Consider the following 16,913-nt stretch of genomic DNA (forward strand, 5'->3'; position numbering starts at 1 on the left):
CGAGGCTGCGTCCGGCTGCGCAGCAGTCGTAAACCAGGCGGCTCGATCTCTCAGGCACACCGTAATTGCCGGTTTTACGAGCGCTGCGCACTCGGACGCAGCCTCGTTCCACTCGTCAGCTGCTACGGGGCTACCCTTCCTTAAACCATTGTCACTTGACGCCACCCGGGCATTTGGGTTTCCATGAAACCGGTTTCAGCGTCCACTCGCGAAATCGCCTGCGATAACACCAATAAAAGGTTTCAGGCCGTGAACAGTTTTTCCGCAGCTCAGCGCACCCGCGTGACCATGCTCGATGTTGCCCTGCGCGCCGGCGTTTCCAAGGCCAGCGTGTCGCGCTTTATCGGCGAAGACCGTGCCTTGCTCTCCGAAGCCATCGCCGAACGGATCGAGCGCGCCATCAATGACCTGGGCTATCGCCCCAATCAAATGGCCCGTGGCCTTAAACGCGGACGTACGCGGCTGATCGGCATGCTGGTGGCCGATATCCGCAACCCCTACTCCATCGCTGTCATGCACGGTGTCGAAACCGCCTGCCGCCTGCACGGCTATAACTTGGTGGTGTGCAACACCGACCGCAATGATGAGCAAGAGCGTCAACATCTGGCAGCTCTGCGTTCCTACAATATCGAAGGTTTGATCCTTAACACTCTTGGCCATCACCCGGACGCACTGCAAGAGCTGCATCAGGAAATGCCCATCGTGCTGATCGACCGCAAAGTCGAACAACTGCACACCGATCTGGTGGGCCTGGACAATGCCGACGCGGTACGCATGGCCCTGGAGCATCTAGAGCAGCAAGGTTATCGCGATGTGCTGATGGTCAGCGAACCGGTCGATGGCACCAGCTCGCGGATCGAGCGCATCAACAGTTTTACCCGCCAGCTTGCCAGCCACCCCACCCTGCGCGGCGCCGTGGTCAACACCGGTGCGGGCCTGCGAGACGCACTGCACCATTTCCTGCAAAGCCCCGGCAGCGACGCCAAGGCTATATTTTGTGCCAACGGCCTGGCCACGCTGGCCTGTACCCAGGTACTGCGCGACTTGAATTGCCGTTTGTTCGAAGACGTGGGCCTGATTGCCCTGGATGACCTCGAATGGTTCCCGCTGGTGGGCAACGGCATCACCGCCCTGGCCCAGCCCACGCAACAAATCGGTGCCAGTGCCTTTGACTGCCTGCTTAAACGCCTGGGCGGCGACAAATCAGAGCCTCTGGCGCTGGATTTTGCCCCGCGACTGATTGTTCGCGGCTCCACCCGACAGCCCCTGACTGCCTGACACTTTAGCGGCTGGCAACCTTGACCCGGTTGCCAGCCGTTTGACACACAACAAAATGAAACCGGTTTCAGAGAATAATGACAATGACTACATTTCCCGTTTCCATCAGTTTGTCGAGCTACGGTGCCGATCTGGTTCGCCAGCGCGGCCAGGCCAGCTTTATTGAAGTGTTGGCCAACGCCGGTGTGTCACGCATCGAACTGCGCGAAGAACTGCTGACCACAGAAGATCCGCTCGCCTTCAGCCAGGCCGTACAGGAACAAGGCCTTGAATGCGTATTCTCATCGCCACTGGAGCTGTGGGAAGCCGGGCAGTCACGGCCCAACACCCAATTGCAGGCCACCCTGCAGCGCGCCCACGCGTTCGGCGCCCAATGGCTGAAAGTGTCGCTGGGCTATTTCACCGAACACTGCGACTTGCAAAACCTCGCGGCCCTGCTCAACCAGCAGCCGGTGCGGCTGCTGGTGGAAAACGACCAGACCTCCTATGGCGGGCGCATCGAGCCCATGCAGCGCTTCTTCGATCAGGTCGAGCAGCAGCAAGCGCCGATCAGCATGACCTTCGATATCGGCAACTGGCACTGGCAGGATCAGTCGGCCAGCACCGCAGCCCGCCTGCTGGGCCGCTATGTCACCTACCTGCACTGCAAAGGCGTGAGCCGTCGCCCGGACGGCAAGCTGGTCGCCACCCCGCCGACCGACACCGATCTGCAGCACTGGCAGCACCTGATGACCCATATGCCCCACGGCCTGACCCGGGCCATCGAGTATCCGCTGCAAGGTTCGGACCTCGACGGCTTGACCCTGGAACACGTCGCCGTACTGGCGCGCTTGAGCCACAAGCAACAGGAGCTGAGCCATGTCTAAGGTCGATGTGCTGTCGTTCGGCGAAACCATGGCCATGCTGGTGGCCGAAGAAACCGGTGACCTGGCCCTGGTCGAACGTTTTCACAAGCGCATTGCAGGGGCCGACAGCAATGTGGCCATTGGCCTGGCGCGGCTGGGCTTCAATGTGGCCTGGTTGAGCCGCGTGGGCGCGGATTCCCTGGGGCGTTTTGTGCTCAACACTCTGCAAGCCGAAGGCCTGAACTGCCAGCACGTAGCCGTCGACCCGCAACATCCGACAGGTTTCCAGCTCAAGTCTCGCGTCGACGACGGCAGCGACCCGCAAGTCGAGTACTTTCGACGCGGTTCGGCGGCCAGCCACCTGAACCGTTCTGCGCTCAACCCGCAGTTGCTCGGCGCCCGCCACTTGCACGCCACCGGTATCCCGCCGGCGCTGTCGGCCAGTTGCAACGAGTTGTCGTTTGAACTGATGAAGTCAATGCGTGCCGCCGGCAACAGCGTGTCATTCGACCCCAATCTGCGCCCTTCACTGTGGGCCAGCGAACAACAGATGATTCGCGACATCAATGCCCTCGCTGCCCACGCTGACTGGGTACTGCCGGGCCTGAGTGAAGGCCGTCTACTGACAGGCTTTGACGACCCGTCCGATATCGCCGCCTTCTACCTCGACCAGGGGGCTGAGGCCGTCATTATCAAACTGGGGGCCGAAGGCGCATTTTACCGCACCGCCCAGATTGAACAATTTGTCCCGGCGGTGCCGGTGGCCAATGTCATCGATACCGTGGGGGCCGGCGACGGCTTTGCCGTCGGGGTGGTCAGTGCCCTGCTGGAAAACCTCGGTTTTGCCCAGGCGGTACAACGCGGCAACTGGATCGGCAGCCGCGCCGTGCAGAGCCGCGGCGATATGGAAGGCCTGCCCACCCGCGCCGAACTCGACCACTACAACGCGCTGCGCGCACCTGATGAAACAACGCAATCTGCTTGACCTGTCACCTGCTGCGAAAAAACAAAAACAAGCTCAGGAGCATCCTCATATGCAATCGCTAAAACTCGCCGCCCGTCGTTGGTGGTACATCATGCCGATCGTGTTTATCACCTACAGCCTGGCGTACCTTGACCGTGCCAACTACGGCTTCGCAGCGGCCTCCGGCATGGCCGAAGACCTCAATATCACCCCCGGCCTGTCATCGCTGCTGGGCGCGTTGTTCTTTCTGGGTTACTTCTTCTTTCAAGTACCCGGGGCGATCTACGCCCAGAGAAACAGCGTGAAAAAGCTGATTTTTGTCAGCCTGATCCTCTGGGGCAGCCTGGCCACCCTGACCGGTGTGGTATCAAACGCCTACTGGCTGATCGTGATCCGTTTTACCCTCGGCGTGGTCGAAGCGGCCGTGATGCCGGCCATGCTGGTGTACCTGTGCCACTGGTTTACCCGTGCCGAACGCTCACGCGCCAACACCTTCCTGATCCTCGGTAATCCGGTAACCATGCTGTGGATGTCGGTGGTATCGGGTTATCTGGTGCAGCATTACAGCTGGCGCTGGATGTTTATCGTCGAGGGCCTGCCGGCAGTGCTCTGGGCCTTTATCTGGTGGCGCTTGGCCGATGACCGCCCAAGCGAAGCCAAGTGGCTGAGCCATCAGGAGAAGCAAGACCTGCAAAGCGCACTGGATGCCGAGCAAGTGGGCCTCAAGCCGGTGAAAAACTACGCTGCGGCGTTCCGTACCCCCGCCGTGATCCTGCTGGCCTTGCAGTTCTTTTGCTGGAGCATCGGCGTGTACGGTTTTGTCCTGTGGCTGCCGTCAATTCTCAAGCAAGGCGCGCAGATGGACATGATCGAAGCCGGCTGGCTCTCGGCCCTGCCGTATCTGGCAGCCGTGATCGCGATGCTGGTGGTGTCCTGGGGCTCGGACAAGATGCAAAAGCGCAAACGCTTCGTCTGGCCGCCGCTGCTGATCGCCTCTATCGCGTTCTACGCTTCCTACATGCTGGGTGCAGAACACTTTTGGTGGTCCTACGCACTGCTGGTGATTGCAGGTGGCTGCATGTACGCCCCTTATGGTCCGTTTTTCGCCATCATCCCGGAAATCCTGCCCTCCAACGTGGCCGGTGGCGCGATGGCGCTGATCAACAGCATGGGCGCACTGGGCTCGTTTGCCGGTTCGTACCTGGTGGGTTACCTGAACAGCTCCACCGGTTCGACGGGCGCGTCCTTTCTGTTGATGAGCGGCGCGCTGCTGATTTCGGTACTGCTCACCCTGATGCTTAAACCCGCAGCCAAAGACCCTGCTGCGTCGCAGCACAGCACATCGCAACGCCTGGCCCACTCTTGAATTCAATGTCGGTGAATCCCTTGAAAAAGAATGTCGTGCTTTACAAAGAACTCTCCCCGCAACTGATGCAGCGCTTGCAGGCCCAGGCCAATGTCACGCTGATCGACAAGCTGGACGCCGCGGGCATGGACCAATTGCGTGCCGCCCTGCCCCAAGCCCAGGGGATTTTGGGCGCCAGCCTGAAACTGGATGCGCAACTGCTGGACCTGGCACCCAACCTGGAAGCAGTGGCCAGCGTGTCGGTGGGTGTCGACAACTACGACATCGACTATATGACCGAGCGCAAGATCCAGCTCACCAACACCCCTGACGTCCTGACCGAAACCACCGCCGACACCGGTTTTGCCCTGGTTCTGGCCAGCGCCCGGCGGGTGGTGGAACTGGCCAATATGGTGCGCAATGGGCAATGGCTGAAAAACGTCGGCCCCGAGCAGTTCGGTACCGACGTGCATGGCAAGACCCTGGGTATTATCGGCATGGGCCGCATCGGCGAAGCCCTGGCGCAACGCGGTCACTTTGGCTTTGGCATGCCGGTGATCTACCACAGCAATTCACCCAAGCCCGCAGTCGAAGCGCGTTTCAATGCGCAGTACCGCAGCCTCGACGCGTTGCTGCAAGAAGCCGACTTTATTTGCCTGACCTTGCCCCTCACCGCAGATACCGAAGGTTTGATCGGTGCCGAGCAATTTGCCCTGATGCGCCGCGAGAGCATCTTTATCAATATCTCGCGGGGCAAAGTGGTGGACGAGGCGGCGTTGATCAACGCCCTGCAGCAAGGCCAGATTCGCGCGGCCGGGCTGGACGTGTTCGAGCGCGAGCCGCTGGAGCCGACCTCGCCGCTGCTGCAACTGGATAACGTGGTGGCCACCCCGCATATCGGCTCGGCGACTTTCGAAACCCGCGAAGCGATGGCCCGCTGCGCCGTCGACAACCTGCTGGCGGCATTGGCCGGTGAACGCCCGGCCAACCTGGTCAACCCGCAGGCATTGCGCTGATTATTTGCCGCTTTTGATATTGGTCCAGACGCGCGTGCGAACCCGGTCAATATTCAGCGGCATGGCTTCCAGGGCAAACAGCTTGTCCATCATGGCGGGGGTTGGGTAGACCTTGGTGTCAGCCTTGATTTCAGGGCTGACCAGGGCATCGGCCTGTTCGTTGCCATTGGCGTAGTGCACATAGTTGCTGATCCCGGCCATCACGTCCGGGCGCAGCAAATAGTTCATAAAGCTGTAAGCGGCTTTTTCATCCGGCGCATCGGCGGGCATGGCAACCATGTCAAACCAGATCGCAGCACCTTCCTTGGGGATCGAATACCCGATCTCAACGCCATTTTTGGCCTCTTTGGCCCGGGTTTCGGCCTGCAAGATATCGCCTGAGAAACCTACCGCTACGCATATATTGCCGTTGGCCAGGTCACTGGTGTACTTCGATGAGTGAAAGTAGCTGATATAAGGTCGGACCTTAAGCAGCAACTCTTCAGCTTTCTTGTAGTCAGCGGGGTTTTTGCTGTGATGAGGCAAGCCCAGATAGTTGAGCGCCGCCGGCAAGACCTCCGGGCCATTGTCCAGAATCGCCACGCCGCAGGACTTGAGCTTCTGCATATTTTCGGGCTTGAAGATCAGGTCCCAGGAGTCCACCGGCGCATCTTCGCCCAGCACGGCCTTGACCTTGGCGACGTTGTAACCAATCCCGGTGCTGCCCCACAGGTAAGGAAACCCATGCTCGTTGCCCGGATCGTTGACCTCCAGTGCCTTGAGCAGCACCGGGTTGAGGTTTTTCCAGTTCGGCAACTGGCTCTTGTCGAGCTTCTTCAGTGCCCCGCCCTGAATTTGCCGCGCCATAAAGTGGTTGGACGGAAATACCACGTCATAACCCGATGAACCCGTCATCAATTTGCCATCCAGCGTCTCGTTGCTGTCGAACAGGTCATAGCTGAAGGCAATGCCGGTATCACGCTGGAAGTTCTTCATCGTGTCGGGAGCAATGTAGTCCGACCAGTTATAGACCTTCACGGTCTCGGCGGCCTGACACAGCGTACCGGCCAGCATCAGGGGCAACAGGGTCATACGGATCATGATTCGATTCCTTGCATGTTTGGGGCAGCTGTTTTTATAGGCAGGTTTCGGCGATCAAAGGATCAATACATAAGTCTTGCGCACGGTCTCCTGGATATCCCAGATGCCGGTGCTGTTTGCAGGCAACATCAGTGCATCGCCCGCTTCTATGGTCAGGGTTTCACCGTTATCCGGGGTGAAGGTGCAGCGGCCTTGAATGAAGTGGCAGAACTCCTGCTCCATGATCTGCCGGCGCCAACGACCCGGGGTGCATTCCCAGATACCGGTTTCGACACCGTCGTTGCGCTCGACGCAGGTCACCGACGTCACGGCCACCGGCGTACCCAGCGGCACGGCGACGGGGAAAGATTCCTGCAAGGTGACGTTGGCGGTGTTTTTAAACTGAGTGATGCTCATGGCATGCTTCCTGTTAAGCGCACGTGGTGGTTAATGCATGAAGCCTTCCATAAACCCGGCCATGCGGCTGGCAAACTGCCGACGCCAGGGCGGGCTATGCGGATTGGCCAGGGTTTTGTCTTCGTACACAAAGCTGCGAATGATCGCGTTGTAGCCCAGCCAGCGGCACGGCTCGGGTTCCCAAGCCTTGAGTGCGCCAAGCCCGCCTGCGGTCAATACCCACGGCTGCCTGACCTCAAGGGTGTCGCGCTGCAAAATCAGGTCGGCCAGGGTGCGCCCGCCCAAATGACTGGCGCCTACCCCCTCACCGCCGTAACCCCCTGCCAGGGCTATGCCCTGCTGGTGATCACAGAGCATGTGCGGCTGAAACCGTCGCGACATGCCCAGATTGCCGCCCCAGGCATGGCTGATCTCGACGTCTTCAAGTTGCGGGAACAGTTCGCTGAACAGATAGCGGCGCAGTTCGATTTCGTCACTGCTGAGGTCAAAATTCTCACGCAGGCGCCCGCCGAACTGATAGCCACCCCGGGCACCGAATACCAGGCGGTTGTCTGCCGTACGCTGGCCGTAGGTGACCTGCCGGCTGCTTTCACTGAAGGCCTGGCCATGACACAGACCAATCTCGTTCCAAGTGGCTTGAGACAATGGCTCTGTTGCCACGATCAGACTTTGTACCGGCAGTTGATAGCGCCCCAAAGGCGCCAGGGTGTTGGCGTAGCCTTCCACGGCAGGCACCACCCAGCGGCTGCGCACTTGTGCCCTGGCGGTGCGGGCAAAGCCTGCACGCCATTCAGTGACCGGGCTTTGTTCGAAGATTTGCACCCCCATGCGCTCAACGGCACGGGCCAGTCCACGCACCAGTTTGGCAGGATGGAGGGTGGCGATATGGGGGGTGAAGATTGCGCCATACGGTTTTGCCACGCGGATTTGCTCTGCCAGTTCGGCGGGGCTCAACCAGCGGTAGTCGGATTCATTCAAGCCTTCGCCATACAGGTTTGCCAGATAGCGGCGCAAGCTGGCTTCCTGCTCCGGGTAGCGTGCTGCGCAATACAGCCCGCCGCCCTTGCGATAATCGCAGTCGATGCCTTCACGATCGATGACGTTTTTCACCTCATCGGGAATGCCGTGGAGCAAATCGAAGGATTGGCGCCGCTGTGCTGCAGGCAGGCCTGCAAGCAAGCGGTCTTCGCCCAGCAGGTTGCCCATCAGCCAGCCGCCATTGCGCCCTGATGCACCAAAACCGGCCGTTTGCGCTTCAACAATGGCAATGCTCAGTTCAGGCGCATGGCGCTTGAGGTAATAGGCCGTCCAGAGCCCTGTGTAACCGGCGCCGATAATGGCCACATCGACATCCAGATCATGCTCAAGGGACGGGCGAGGCGTCAGGTCCTCCCCGAGCTGGTCCATCCATAAACTGATTGAACGCCATGCTGGCATTTGCGACTCCACACCGATCCAGGAATGGCTCGATCCTAGTCGCTGGCATCAGGGCGCGTCTTGCGTGCGTGCCCGCAAAGAAATTTGTTTGGCGTAAGCCTTGGGCGATTGCCCGGTGTGCTGGCGAAAACAGCTGTAAAACGCCGAAATCGAATTGAAGCCTGCCGCAAAGGCCATTTCATCAACTTTGGCCGGAGTTGCAGCTGCGTCCATCGCCGCCAGCACATGGCGCAGGCGCGCCTGATTCACATAGCGGTAAAAGCTTTGCCCGAGCACCTGATTAAGCAGGTACGACATCTGGTTGCGCGTGTAACCGCAGGCCCTGGCGACTTGCTGCAGGTCAAGTTCGGGGTCAAGGAAGGGTTGCTGGCGTTCAAAGTAGGTTTGCAGGTCTTGCGCCATAAAGCTCAGTTGCCGTGCCGACAGCCCCAAACGGCTCACCGCCGGGCGCAACGAGCCCTGTCGGGCCGGGCTGGCCGCCGTTTCGTGAACCAGCGAGGCGTACTCATTGACCTGCCAGATCAGCCCGTCGCGCACGGTAATCGCCTCACTGGCGCGAAATGACACCAGGCCCTGGCTACCACGCAAAGTCATGCGGTATTGAATAAACGCGGTGTTGCCATCCAGCCGGATACGGTCGCTGTGCTCAAGGGCCTCATCCGGCGCCCTGGGCATGGACGACTGCACATATTCGCGCAGTTCATCGAGCAGCATGACCCGATTCTGGAAGAAGTCGTTGTAGGTCACATCGGGGTGATACAGCGCCATGACCCCGTCCAGATCCCGATGCTTCCAGCACAGGTGGTAACGCAGCACGGTTTCGCCAGTGGCGCGGGTATTTTCGGGGCCGTCGTCTGGGGCTGGCATGGCAGGCTCAAGGGCAAAAAATACAGAGTGCCGAGTTTGCGCGTGGCCTTCAATGGGGACAGGCAGCGGATAAATCACCTAAGTGCATGATTCACATCAAAGTACGGGTAAACAACCGGGTTGCAGGGTAAAAAAGGCTTAGCAGCAATGCTTTTGGGTGCTAGGTTTGAACTCGAAATACTCGATATACAGATGCGGTCAGAAACAACCGCCCGATACCTTGAGCTAAAGGAATTGCTCTATGTACCCGATGGACAACATCAACAAGGTCACCTTCCCCAATGCCTGCCAACTGATGCGCTGGCATTTCCACCCGATGGGCTTCGAGGCGACCATGGACGCGCCCAGCAGCATGGTGGCCAGGCTGTTTGACCGCGCCAGTGGCGAAACCGTGATTGCCGTCGCCGGTATCCCCTGCTCGGCAGTCATGACGCCCGGCCAGGTGGGGCGCATCATCCAGTGCGTTGAAGACGAGCTAGAAAGCTTTGTGCCGCCGATGGCGTGGCAGGCACAAGCCTGAGTTTGCTGTAGCCGCTGAGGAGCGAAGCGATGCTGCGATGGCGTGGTACTCCGACGCCGCCTCGTTCCTTCGGCAACTGCTACAGACATCAATCCCCCAATGCAGTGCCTTCACGGCGCGGATCGGCACCGCCCACCCAACCGTCCTTGCTGCGCATGATAATTTGCGTGCCACTGGTCATTTCAATCAGCGCAACCTTGTGCCCACGGGCCTGCAGCTGCTGCACCAGGGCCGGGCTGAAGCGGCCTGTCTCCAGTTCGGTGTCGACATTGCGGCTGCCGAAATTGGGCAGGCTGATGGCGTCCTGAGGGTTTAGTTTCCAGTCCAGCAGGCCAACCACCGACTTGTTGACGTACTCGATGATCTGCGAACCGCCCGGCGAACCAATGGTTGCGACCAGTGCGCCACTGTTGCGGTCGAACACCAGGGTCGGGGCCATTGAAGAGCGCGGGCGTTTGCCGGGCTCGATACGGTTGGCCACCGGCTTGCCGTTTTCTTCGGGAACAAACGAGAAGTCGGTGAGCTGGTTGTTCAAAAGAAAGCCATTGGTCATCACATGCGAACCAAACGCGGCTTCAACCGAGGTGGTCATGGATATGGCCCCGCCCTGATCGTCGACAGCGGCAATTTGTGAGGTAGAAATGCGCAGTGGCGATCGATCCGGGGCCAGGGCCAGGTGAATACCCGCCGGTACCCCCGCCTCGGCGCGGCCCATGCTCCTGTCACCCATCAACGCCGCCCGAGTCTTGAAATAACCCTGGTCTGTCAGACCTTTCACATTGACCGGTACATAGTCGCTGTCCGCCAGGTACTGTGCCCTGTCAGCGTAAACCAGGCGCTCGGCTTCGGCGATCAGGTGTACGGCTGCAGATGAAGGCTCAAGGCTTGCTCCGGTGCTGCTCGGTACAGGTGGCATTATGGCCAGGTCAAAGGCCGGGGATTGCTGTTGCAGGGCCTCAAGTATGCCCAGGGTCTGGATCACGGCCACACCGCCCGAGGACGGCGGGGGCATGCCACAGATTTGCCACTGCTTGTAGTCACCACATACCGGCGTGCGCTCCCGGGCCTGGTAACCGTTGATGTCAGCCAGGGACAGAGTGCCGGCTCGCGGGTGGGAGCGCACCTTGTCCACCATCGCCCGGGCCACTGGCCCCTGGTAAAACCCGTCGGCGCCGCGCTCTGCAATGGTTTGCAGGGTGTGTGCAAGTTCCGGGTTTTTCAGCAAGGTACCCACTGGCAAGGCTTGCCCTTGCGGTGTGAGGAAATACCGGGCCATTTCCGGAGAGCCAGCGATAAACGGGTCGGCGGCGATTTGCGTATGCAAGCGTTTGGACACAGGAAAGCCGTCGCTGGCCAGTTTGATTGCCGGTTGGAACAGGTCACTCCAGGGCAGTTTGCCATGTTGCTGATGGGCCATCTCCAGCGCCCTGAGCACCCCGGGCACGCCAACTGAACGCCCGCCTATCTGGGCCTGCGAGAATGGTATCGGCTGGCCATCTGCGCCGAGGAACATATCCGGGGTAGCACCCGCCGGGGCGGTTTCGCGACCGTCGAAGGCCTGCACCCGCTTGCCGTCCCAATACATAATGAAAGCACCGCCGCCGATGCCGCTGGACTGCGGTTCGACCAGTGCGAGTACGGCCTGCATGGCGATCGCTGCATCTATTGCCGAGCCGCCCTTGCGCAGCATTTGCTGGCCAGCCTGCGTGGCCAGCGGGTTGGCGGCGGCGGCCATATGCCGGGTAGCCTGTACCGTAGCCATATCGGTGCGCAAACCCGAGGCTATTTCGGGTGCTGGAGGCAACTCGCTGGGCGGTTGCAACCCCGGCTGCACGGTACTGCATCCCCCCGTCCACAGGGCCAGGGCTGAAAGTGCAAATACACGGGCACGGTTATTTTTGGCAAACAGGGCATCCATCAAAAGGCAATCCTTTAATTATTGTGGGTGAGGCGCAAATCCTCGAAAAACGCCTTGCCCTGGGGCACGCGGTCCGAGGCTCTGGGGTTATTCGGCCCTTGGCCATCCTGGTTTTCCACATACCAGTAGCAATGCTTCACGGCCCGGGTGATGCCGACATAGGCCAGGCGCAGGATTTCGTCTTTCTGGGCATTATCGTACGGCTCGGGGTCACCCTCCTTGCCCAGGCCTGCCATGCGGTACACCTGGTTTTTGTAAGGCGAGGTTGTCAGATGCTGACAATCCCCCAGCAGGAAAACAGCATCGGCCTGCAGGCCCTTGGAACTGTGATAGGTCAGTTGCTTGAGCCTGCGTTGCTCCGGCGCCAACCTAGAATCAACATTAACTACTGACTGTATATCCTTTTCAATCAATAACTTGTCGCTGCTTTTTCGAAACAACATCAAGATACTGTCGCCGGCGTTGTAATGCTCGATCAACTGCGCGGCCAGGGCCTGATCATCGCGATTGAGCACATTCACCGGGACCGCCAGCTTGGGCTCACCGCTGGCTTTGGCCCGCTTGCCGGCAATCGACGGCGCGGCACGGACGATATGCTCGGCAGCATCGATGATGTGCTGATGACTGCGAAAGTTGTCGCTGAGCATCACCCGGGTAGTGGCGGGCGACAGGAATTGCTTGTCGAACTCCATAAAGTACTTGGGTGAACTGCCCCGCCAGCCGTAGATCGATTGCCAGTCATCGCCCACGCACAATAGCGAAGAACGCTGGGCCCCACGGCCAACATGCATGGCCGGACCACGGCTGCGGATCTCGCGCAGGCTGGCGCGCAGCCAGGACACAATCTGCGGCGAGACATCCTGGAACTCATCGATCATCAAGTGCGACAGCGGGCGCAGCTGCTCGTGGCTGAGCAGCTTGAAGTTCTGCGGGGTGTTTTCGCCAAACAGGGAGAACATGCGGTTGTACGTCATCACCGGCGGGGTCTGTGCCAGCAAATGGTCTTCCAGCGCTCGCCAGAACAGGCTCAAGGCCTCAAAAAAGAAGCGGTCCGGGTCATCCTTGGCAAAGCGCATGTCGCCCACGGCAGCGGCCACGTCCAGCCCCAGGTTTTCGATAAAACTGGCGGCCGCGACAAAACTGTCGAGCAAGGGCGCTGAACCCAGCTCGCCCTTGAGCTTGTAATCGAACCCTGGGCCTGCGCTGGCATCCCCTGCCAGGGCACTGACCACACGTTTGGCTGCGTCATAATTTTCAAGCCATATCAATGGCTTACTGCAAAAAGCTTGAAACAGCGTGCGCTTGACTGCCCATTCGGCGCGCACGCTGAGCTTGGCCCCGGGGCGGCAGATCTGCGGGTTCTCACGCGGGTCGAAACCCAACACCACCCAGGCATCCAGCTCGGCAATATAGCCGTGGCAATGGAACTGCGAGCCATTGATCTCAACCGTTTCGCGATTGGGCTCGATGCCCTTGATCGGCCACGCGCCGGCGGCAAACCAGAGGTCTTCGAGGGTGTCACACAGTTCTTCGTCACGCCTGGCGGCCAGCTCGGTCACCGCCATGCGTTTTTGCACATCCGGGTGGTCGCGCTCCAGCTCCTTGAGCTGCAAGGCATGCAGGCGCAGCGGTGCTAGGGCCTGGCGGAAACGCTCATCACGGTTATGCAGCGCGTGATAACAGGTGTTGAGCTGCTGGCGTTGGGCGTCGTTGATGCGCAGGTCAAAGGGATTGCTGTCGGTATCGTCGTCGTTGAGCAGGTTGCGATTATTCAGGGTCTCGAAGGCCTGTAACTGGCTGTAGCCGGGCAAGCTGCGCACCATAGGCAAAATCCGCGAGTGAAAGGTGCGTACTACATCACGGGCTTCCTTGAGCGACAGATCGCGCCCCCACAAGGCGAAGATTTCCTGCAGCTTCTTGATAAAGTCCTTGCGTGACTCGCGGGTGAAGGTCACCACGGTCATCGAATCGAGTTCAAAACCCAGGTAATGGGTCAGCAACAGAATGCGCAACACCAGCGAAGTCGACTTGCCAGCACCGGCGCCTGCAACCACCGAGGTTGACGGGGTATCGCTGAAGATCATCTTCCACTGTGCCGCACTGGGCTGGGCATGCCCGGGCAGATTGGCGGCCACGTCGGCCTTGATCAGCTTTTTCAGTTCCGGGCCCAGCGGCAGGCGCCAGTCATCGAACAGGTTGTCGTCGATCCCGGGGGCACGCAGTACCTGCGGGCGCATGTCGCTGATAAACAGCACCTGGCGGCCCTCTTCCAGCCCTTCGGCATGGCCCTCCTTGAAACCGTAATCCACCCCGGCACTGTGCCCGCTACGAAAGCCGTCCGCCTGCCCCTGCAACCAGGACGGCGCATGCTGTGCGTGCAAACGGCTCAGGCCACTGCCAAACAATCGCGCCGCCAGGCGCTTGAGCAAAGGCAATTGAGCAATGGGGGCAAGTTGTTCAGGCAGTTCGGGATTGTGTTGCGGCACGCTGACTCCAGGTGTGAGGCTGTCCGGGCGGAAGGGCTATGGTCGCCCCATTGCCCGCCAATTTCTAGCTAATTGCTTGGGCATCAGCCGTTTAGAGCTTGTTTTGAAGGTTAATAGCGATTTAATGGCTCAGAAACACATCAATCAAATAGATGGGTTTAACGCATTTTTTCAGCTTTTTATCGATAGGTTTCGGGTGGAGAATCATCCCATCGCCAACCGGGCAACCCTTGGCAGCCTACTCAGGAGAAGCATCATGCTTGAACTCAGACCTTTCAACACACTGGGCGCAGCTAACCACGGCTGGCTGGACGCCCATCACCACTTTTCGTTCGCCGAGTATTACGACTCGCAGCGAATGAACTGGGGCAACCTGCGGGTATGGAACGACGACGTGATCGCCCCGGGCACCGGTTTCCCGAAGCATCCGCACCGCGATATGGAAATCATCACCTACGTTCGTGAAGGGGCTATCAGCCACGAAGACAACCTGGGTAACAAGGGCCGTACCGAAGCAGGCGACGTGCAGGTCATGAGCGCCGGTACCGGGATTGCCCACAGCGAATACAATCTGGAGCCGACGCCGACCAGGATTTTCCAGATATGGATCATCCCCAACCAGCAAGGGGATGCCCCGTCCTGGGGGGCCAAGCCTTTCCCCAAAGGCCAGCGCGAGGGTTTTGTGACCCTGGCCAGCGGCAAGGATGGCGATCAGCAAAGCCTGCGCATTCGTGCCGATGCGCGACTGGTAGCGGCCAACCTCAAGGCCGGCGAGACTGCCGAGTATCGCCTGGACAGTGGCCGCCGCGCCTATCTGGTGCCTGCCACCGGGGTGATCGAGGTTAATGGCCTACGGGCCAGCGCACGGGACGGTGTGGCCGTTGTCGATGAGACCGTGCTACGGGTCACGGCAATTGAAGACAGTGAGATTGTGCTGGTGGATGTGGCTTGACGAAGTGTGCGTGCGCAATTTCTGTAGTCGCTGTCGAGGCACGAAGGCTGCGTACGGCTGGTCAATAGTTATAACGACAAATCGCTGGACACATACTGGTAACGCACTCAAACAACACGCGCCTGATTGCCTACAGGCGCGTTGTTTTGACTCGTTGGTGTCGGGAAAAACTGACCCACCGTGTACATATCCGGCATTTGCGTTTAACCGGAAGATAGGTTTCGCTCTTACAGCGAGTCACTTTGCAAAAGCGGCAAAGTAACCAAAGCGCTTTCGCCCCATCGTACGGCCTTCGCTTCGCTCAGGTGCCCTCGCTACAGTCCTGCTCCGTGGGCACGCCGCCACGGGCCATCCATGGCCCATCGCGGCTCTCCCGGCATCCATGCCGGTCGACCCACTCCACAGAACTTCCTCTCGGCCTCCCGGGAGGGCTGGCAGATCAAAAGCACTGCACCCGAGGCGGCCGACCGGCCGGCCTGTTGGCCTGTTGGCATGGGGGGCCTACCCTCACTCTTTTGTGGCTCGCGCCTGATGGGTGACAGGTGCGTCACGGGAAGTTTCTTGAGTCAAGACGCCGCCAACACCTCGGCATTCACCTTGCGCCGCTGAATAAAATACCCCAGCACCGCCAGTGGCGCCGTTGCCAGCATCACTTCTACCGTGATTTGCAGCGGCTGGCTGATAAAACTCGACACCAGCAAGCTGCCCAAAAAGCACAATCCAAGCTGCAAGGTGTTCTGCAAACCTGCGGCCTTGCCGGAATTTTGCGAAAACGGCTTCAATGCACTCGCGACTACAATCGGATAGCTCGCACCGTTAACCAGCGCCATTAGACAAAATGGTATCAGCAAGGTGGTCAGCGTCGGCACGGTCTGGGTCGCAACTACATACAACCCGACCATGCTCGCGCAGTACGCCACCAGCAACCAGGGCAACAGCGCCCGTCCGCTGATCCGCTGCAGCGCGCTGCGACAGCTGTAGCCACCCACCATAAATGCAACAGTAGGCAGCGCGTAGCTCAAGCCGATATCGCTTGGGCTGTAGCCCATGTCACCCAAAATAAAGGGCGAGGCCGTCAACCAGGCAAAAAAACTGGCCGAGCACGCGGCGAAGATCATCACGTTGCCACTGAAAGTTGCAGTGCTCAGCAGTTGCCAGTAACTCACCCTTGCCTTGACTGCCCTGGACGCTACGCGAGGGGGCTCCTTGAGCAGCAGCGTCGGAACGATTAACAGCAGCGCCAAACCCAGCAACACCGCAAAAATCGCCTGCCAGCCCAGATGCCCCAGCACCACGGCCCCCAGTAACGGCGCCAACGCAGGTGACAGGCCCATCAGCGGCATGATCCCGGCAAACACGCGGTTGGCCTTGTCAGCCGGGTAGCGGTCAATGACCAGCGCCTGCCAGGTCACCGCCGCCGCGCAAATGCCGATGGCCTGAATAAACCGCAGGCTCAGCAGCAGCACACTGTCCTGAACCCAGAACATGCCCGCGCACCCCAGGGCAAACAGCGACAGCCCCGCCAGCAACACCGGCTTGCGCCCCCAGCGATCCGACAATGGCCCCCACAGCAACTGGCCCAGGGCAAAACCGGCCAGAAAGATGCTCAGGCTGGCGCCCACCGCCCCCGCAGACAGCCCCAGCTCACTGCGCAACGTGCCGAATGCCGGCAAGTACATATCCATTGCCAGATAACCCAGCATGCTGAGCCCGGCGAGGTAACAGGTAAATCCAAAAGAGTTCTTCATGTGCACCCAAAACTTGCCATCAAACAATTTGTTGACTGACGCGCATTATCCAGTTGAGCAT

Annotated in this window: 14 protein-coding genes; 7 read left to right on the forward strand and 7 right to left on the reverse strand. The window is 59.7% G+C overall.

Features of this window, described 5'->3' with window-relative positions; genetic code table 11:
• The first annotated feature begins 249 nt into the window (after positions 1–249).
• From AB3G35_RS15200 to AB3G35_RS15220, 5 genes are all read left to right on the forward strand, one after another.
• A complete protein-coding gene (locus AB3G35_RS15200; protein ID WP_106116012.1) occupies positions 250–1,278 on the forward strand; it encodes a LacI family DNA-binding transcriptional regulator in 1,029 nt (342 codons plus the stop codon).
• Between the two features lie 83 nt (positions 1,279–1,361).
• Complete coding sequence (locus AB3G35_RS15205) at positions 1,362–2,144, forward strand: sugar phosphate isomerase/epimerase (RefSeq protein ID WP_016781020.1); 783 nt, start codon at positions 1,362–1,364, stop codon at positions 2,142–2,144.
• A complete protein-coding gene (locus AB3G35_RS15210) occupies positions 2,137–3,108 on the forward strand; it encodes a sugar kinase (protein ID WP_369781719.1) in 972 nt (323 codons plus the stop codon). Before AB3G35_RS15205 ends, AB3G35_RS15210 begins: the two co-directional genes overlap by 8 nt.
• A 49-nt stretch (positions 3,109–3,157) precedes the next feature.
• Positions 3,158–4,453 carry an MFS transporter gene (locus AB3G35_RS15215; RefSeq protein WP_016781022.1) on the forward strand — a complete coding sequence of 432 codons (1,296 nt, stop codon included), beginning with the start codon at positions 3,158–3,160 and terminating at the stop codon, positions 4,451–4,453.
• A 5-nt stretch (positions 4,454–4,458) separates the two neighbouring features.
• Complete coding sequence (locus AB3G35_RS15220; protein WP_369781720.1) at positions 4,459–5,448, forward strand: 2-hydroxyacid dehydrogenase; 990 nt, start codon at positions 4,459–4,461, stop codon at positions 5,446–5,448.
• Here AB3G35_RS15220 and AB3G35_RS15225 read toward each other — a convergent pair whose 3' ends face one another.
• The 4 genes from AB3G35_RS15225 to AB3G35_RS15240 are packed head-to-tail and all read right to left on the reverse strand — an operon-like array spanning position 5,449 to position 9,228.
• Positions 5,449–6,528: a polyamine ABC transporter substrate-binding protein gene (locus AB3G35_RS15225; protein WP_016781024.1), complete on the reverse strand. Its 1,080-nt coding sequence runs from the start codon at positions 6,526–6,528 to the stop codon at positions 5,449–5,451.
• Between the two features lie 54 nt (positions 6,529–6,582).
• The gene (locus AB3G35_RS15230) at positions 6,583–6,924 is read right to left on the reverse strand and encodes a cupin domain-containing protein (RefSeq protein ID WP_016781025.1); all 342 of its coding nucleotides are present in this window, start codon (positions 6,922–6,924) and stop codon (positions 6,583–6,585) included.
• A 30-nt stretch (positions 6,925–6,954) separates the two neighbouring features.
• Positions 6,955–8,361 carry an FAD-binding oxidoreductase gene (locus AB3G35_RS15235; protein WP_106115849.1) on the reverse strand — a complete coding sequence of 469 codons (1,407 nt, stop codon included), beginning with the start codon at positions 8,359–8,361 and terminating at the stop codon, positions 6,955–6,957.
• 48 nt (positions 8,362–8,409) lie between these two features.
• On the reverse strand, positions 8,410–9,228 hold the full coding sequence (locus AB3G35_RS15240) for an AraC family transcriptional regulator (protein WP_016781027.1): 819 nt from the start codon (positions 9,226–9,228) through the stop codon (positions 8,410–8,412).
• Between the two features lie 241 nt (positions 9,229–9,469).
• On the opposite strand from AB3G35_RS15240, the gene AB3G35_RS15245 reads away from it, so the two are divergent.
• Positions 9,470–9,748: a DUF1652 domain-containing protein gene (locus tag AB3G35_RS15245; RefSeq protein ID WP_016781028.1), complete on the forward strand. Its 279-nt coding sequence runs from the start codon at positions 9,470–9,472 to the stop codon at positions 9,746–9,748.
• Positions 9,749–9,836: 88 nt separating this feature from the next.
• On the opposite strand, the gene ggt is transcribed toward AB3G35_RS15245, so the two are convergent.
• Both ggt and AB3G35_RS15255 read right to left on the reverse strand, forming a co-directional pair.
• Positions 9,837–11,666: a gamma-glutamyltransferase gene (gene ggt / locus AB3G35_RS15250; protein WP_369781721.1), complete on the reverse strand. Its 1,830-nt coding sequence runs from the start codon at positions 11,664–11,666 to the stop codon at positions 9,837–9,839.
• Positions 11,667–11,680: 14 nt separating this feature from the next.
• On the reverse strand, positions 11,681–14,152 hold the full coding sequence (locus AB3G35_RS15255; RefSeq protein WP_369781722.1) for a UvrD-helicase domain-containing protein: 2,472 nt from the start codon (positions 14,150–14,152) through the stop codon (positions 11,681–11,683).
• Positions 14,153–14,408: 256 nt separating this feature from the next.
• Here AB3G35_RS15255 and AB3G35_RS15260 point away from each other — a divergent pair, with 256 nt between their 5' ends.
• Positions 14,409–15,104 (forward strand): pirin family protein, encoded by a 696-nt coding sequence (locus tag AB3G35_RS15260; protein WP_369781723.1) that lies wholly within the window; start codon positions 14,409–14,411, stop codon positions 15,102–15,104.
• Positions 15,105–15,670: 566 nt separating this feature from the next.
• Here the strand turns inward: AB3G35_RS15260 and punC are convergent.
• Entirely contained in the window at positions 15,671–16,852 is a 1,182-nt protein-coding gene (gene punC / locus AB3G35_RS15265) for a purine nucleoside transporter PunC (protein ID WP_315246400.1), read from the reverse strand.
• Between the last annotated feature and the right edge of the window lie 61 nt (positions 16,853–16,913).

The organism is Pseudomonas sp. WC2401 (assembly GCF_041200115.1).
GTDB classification, from domain to species: domain Bacteria; phylum Pseudomonadota; class Gammaproteobacteria; order Pseudomonadales; family Pseudomonadaceae; genus Aquipseudomonas; species Aquipseudomonas fragi.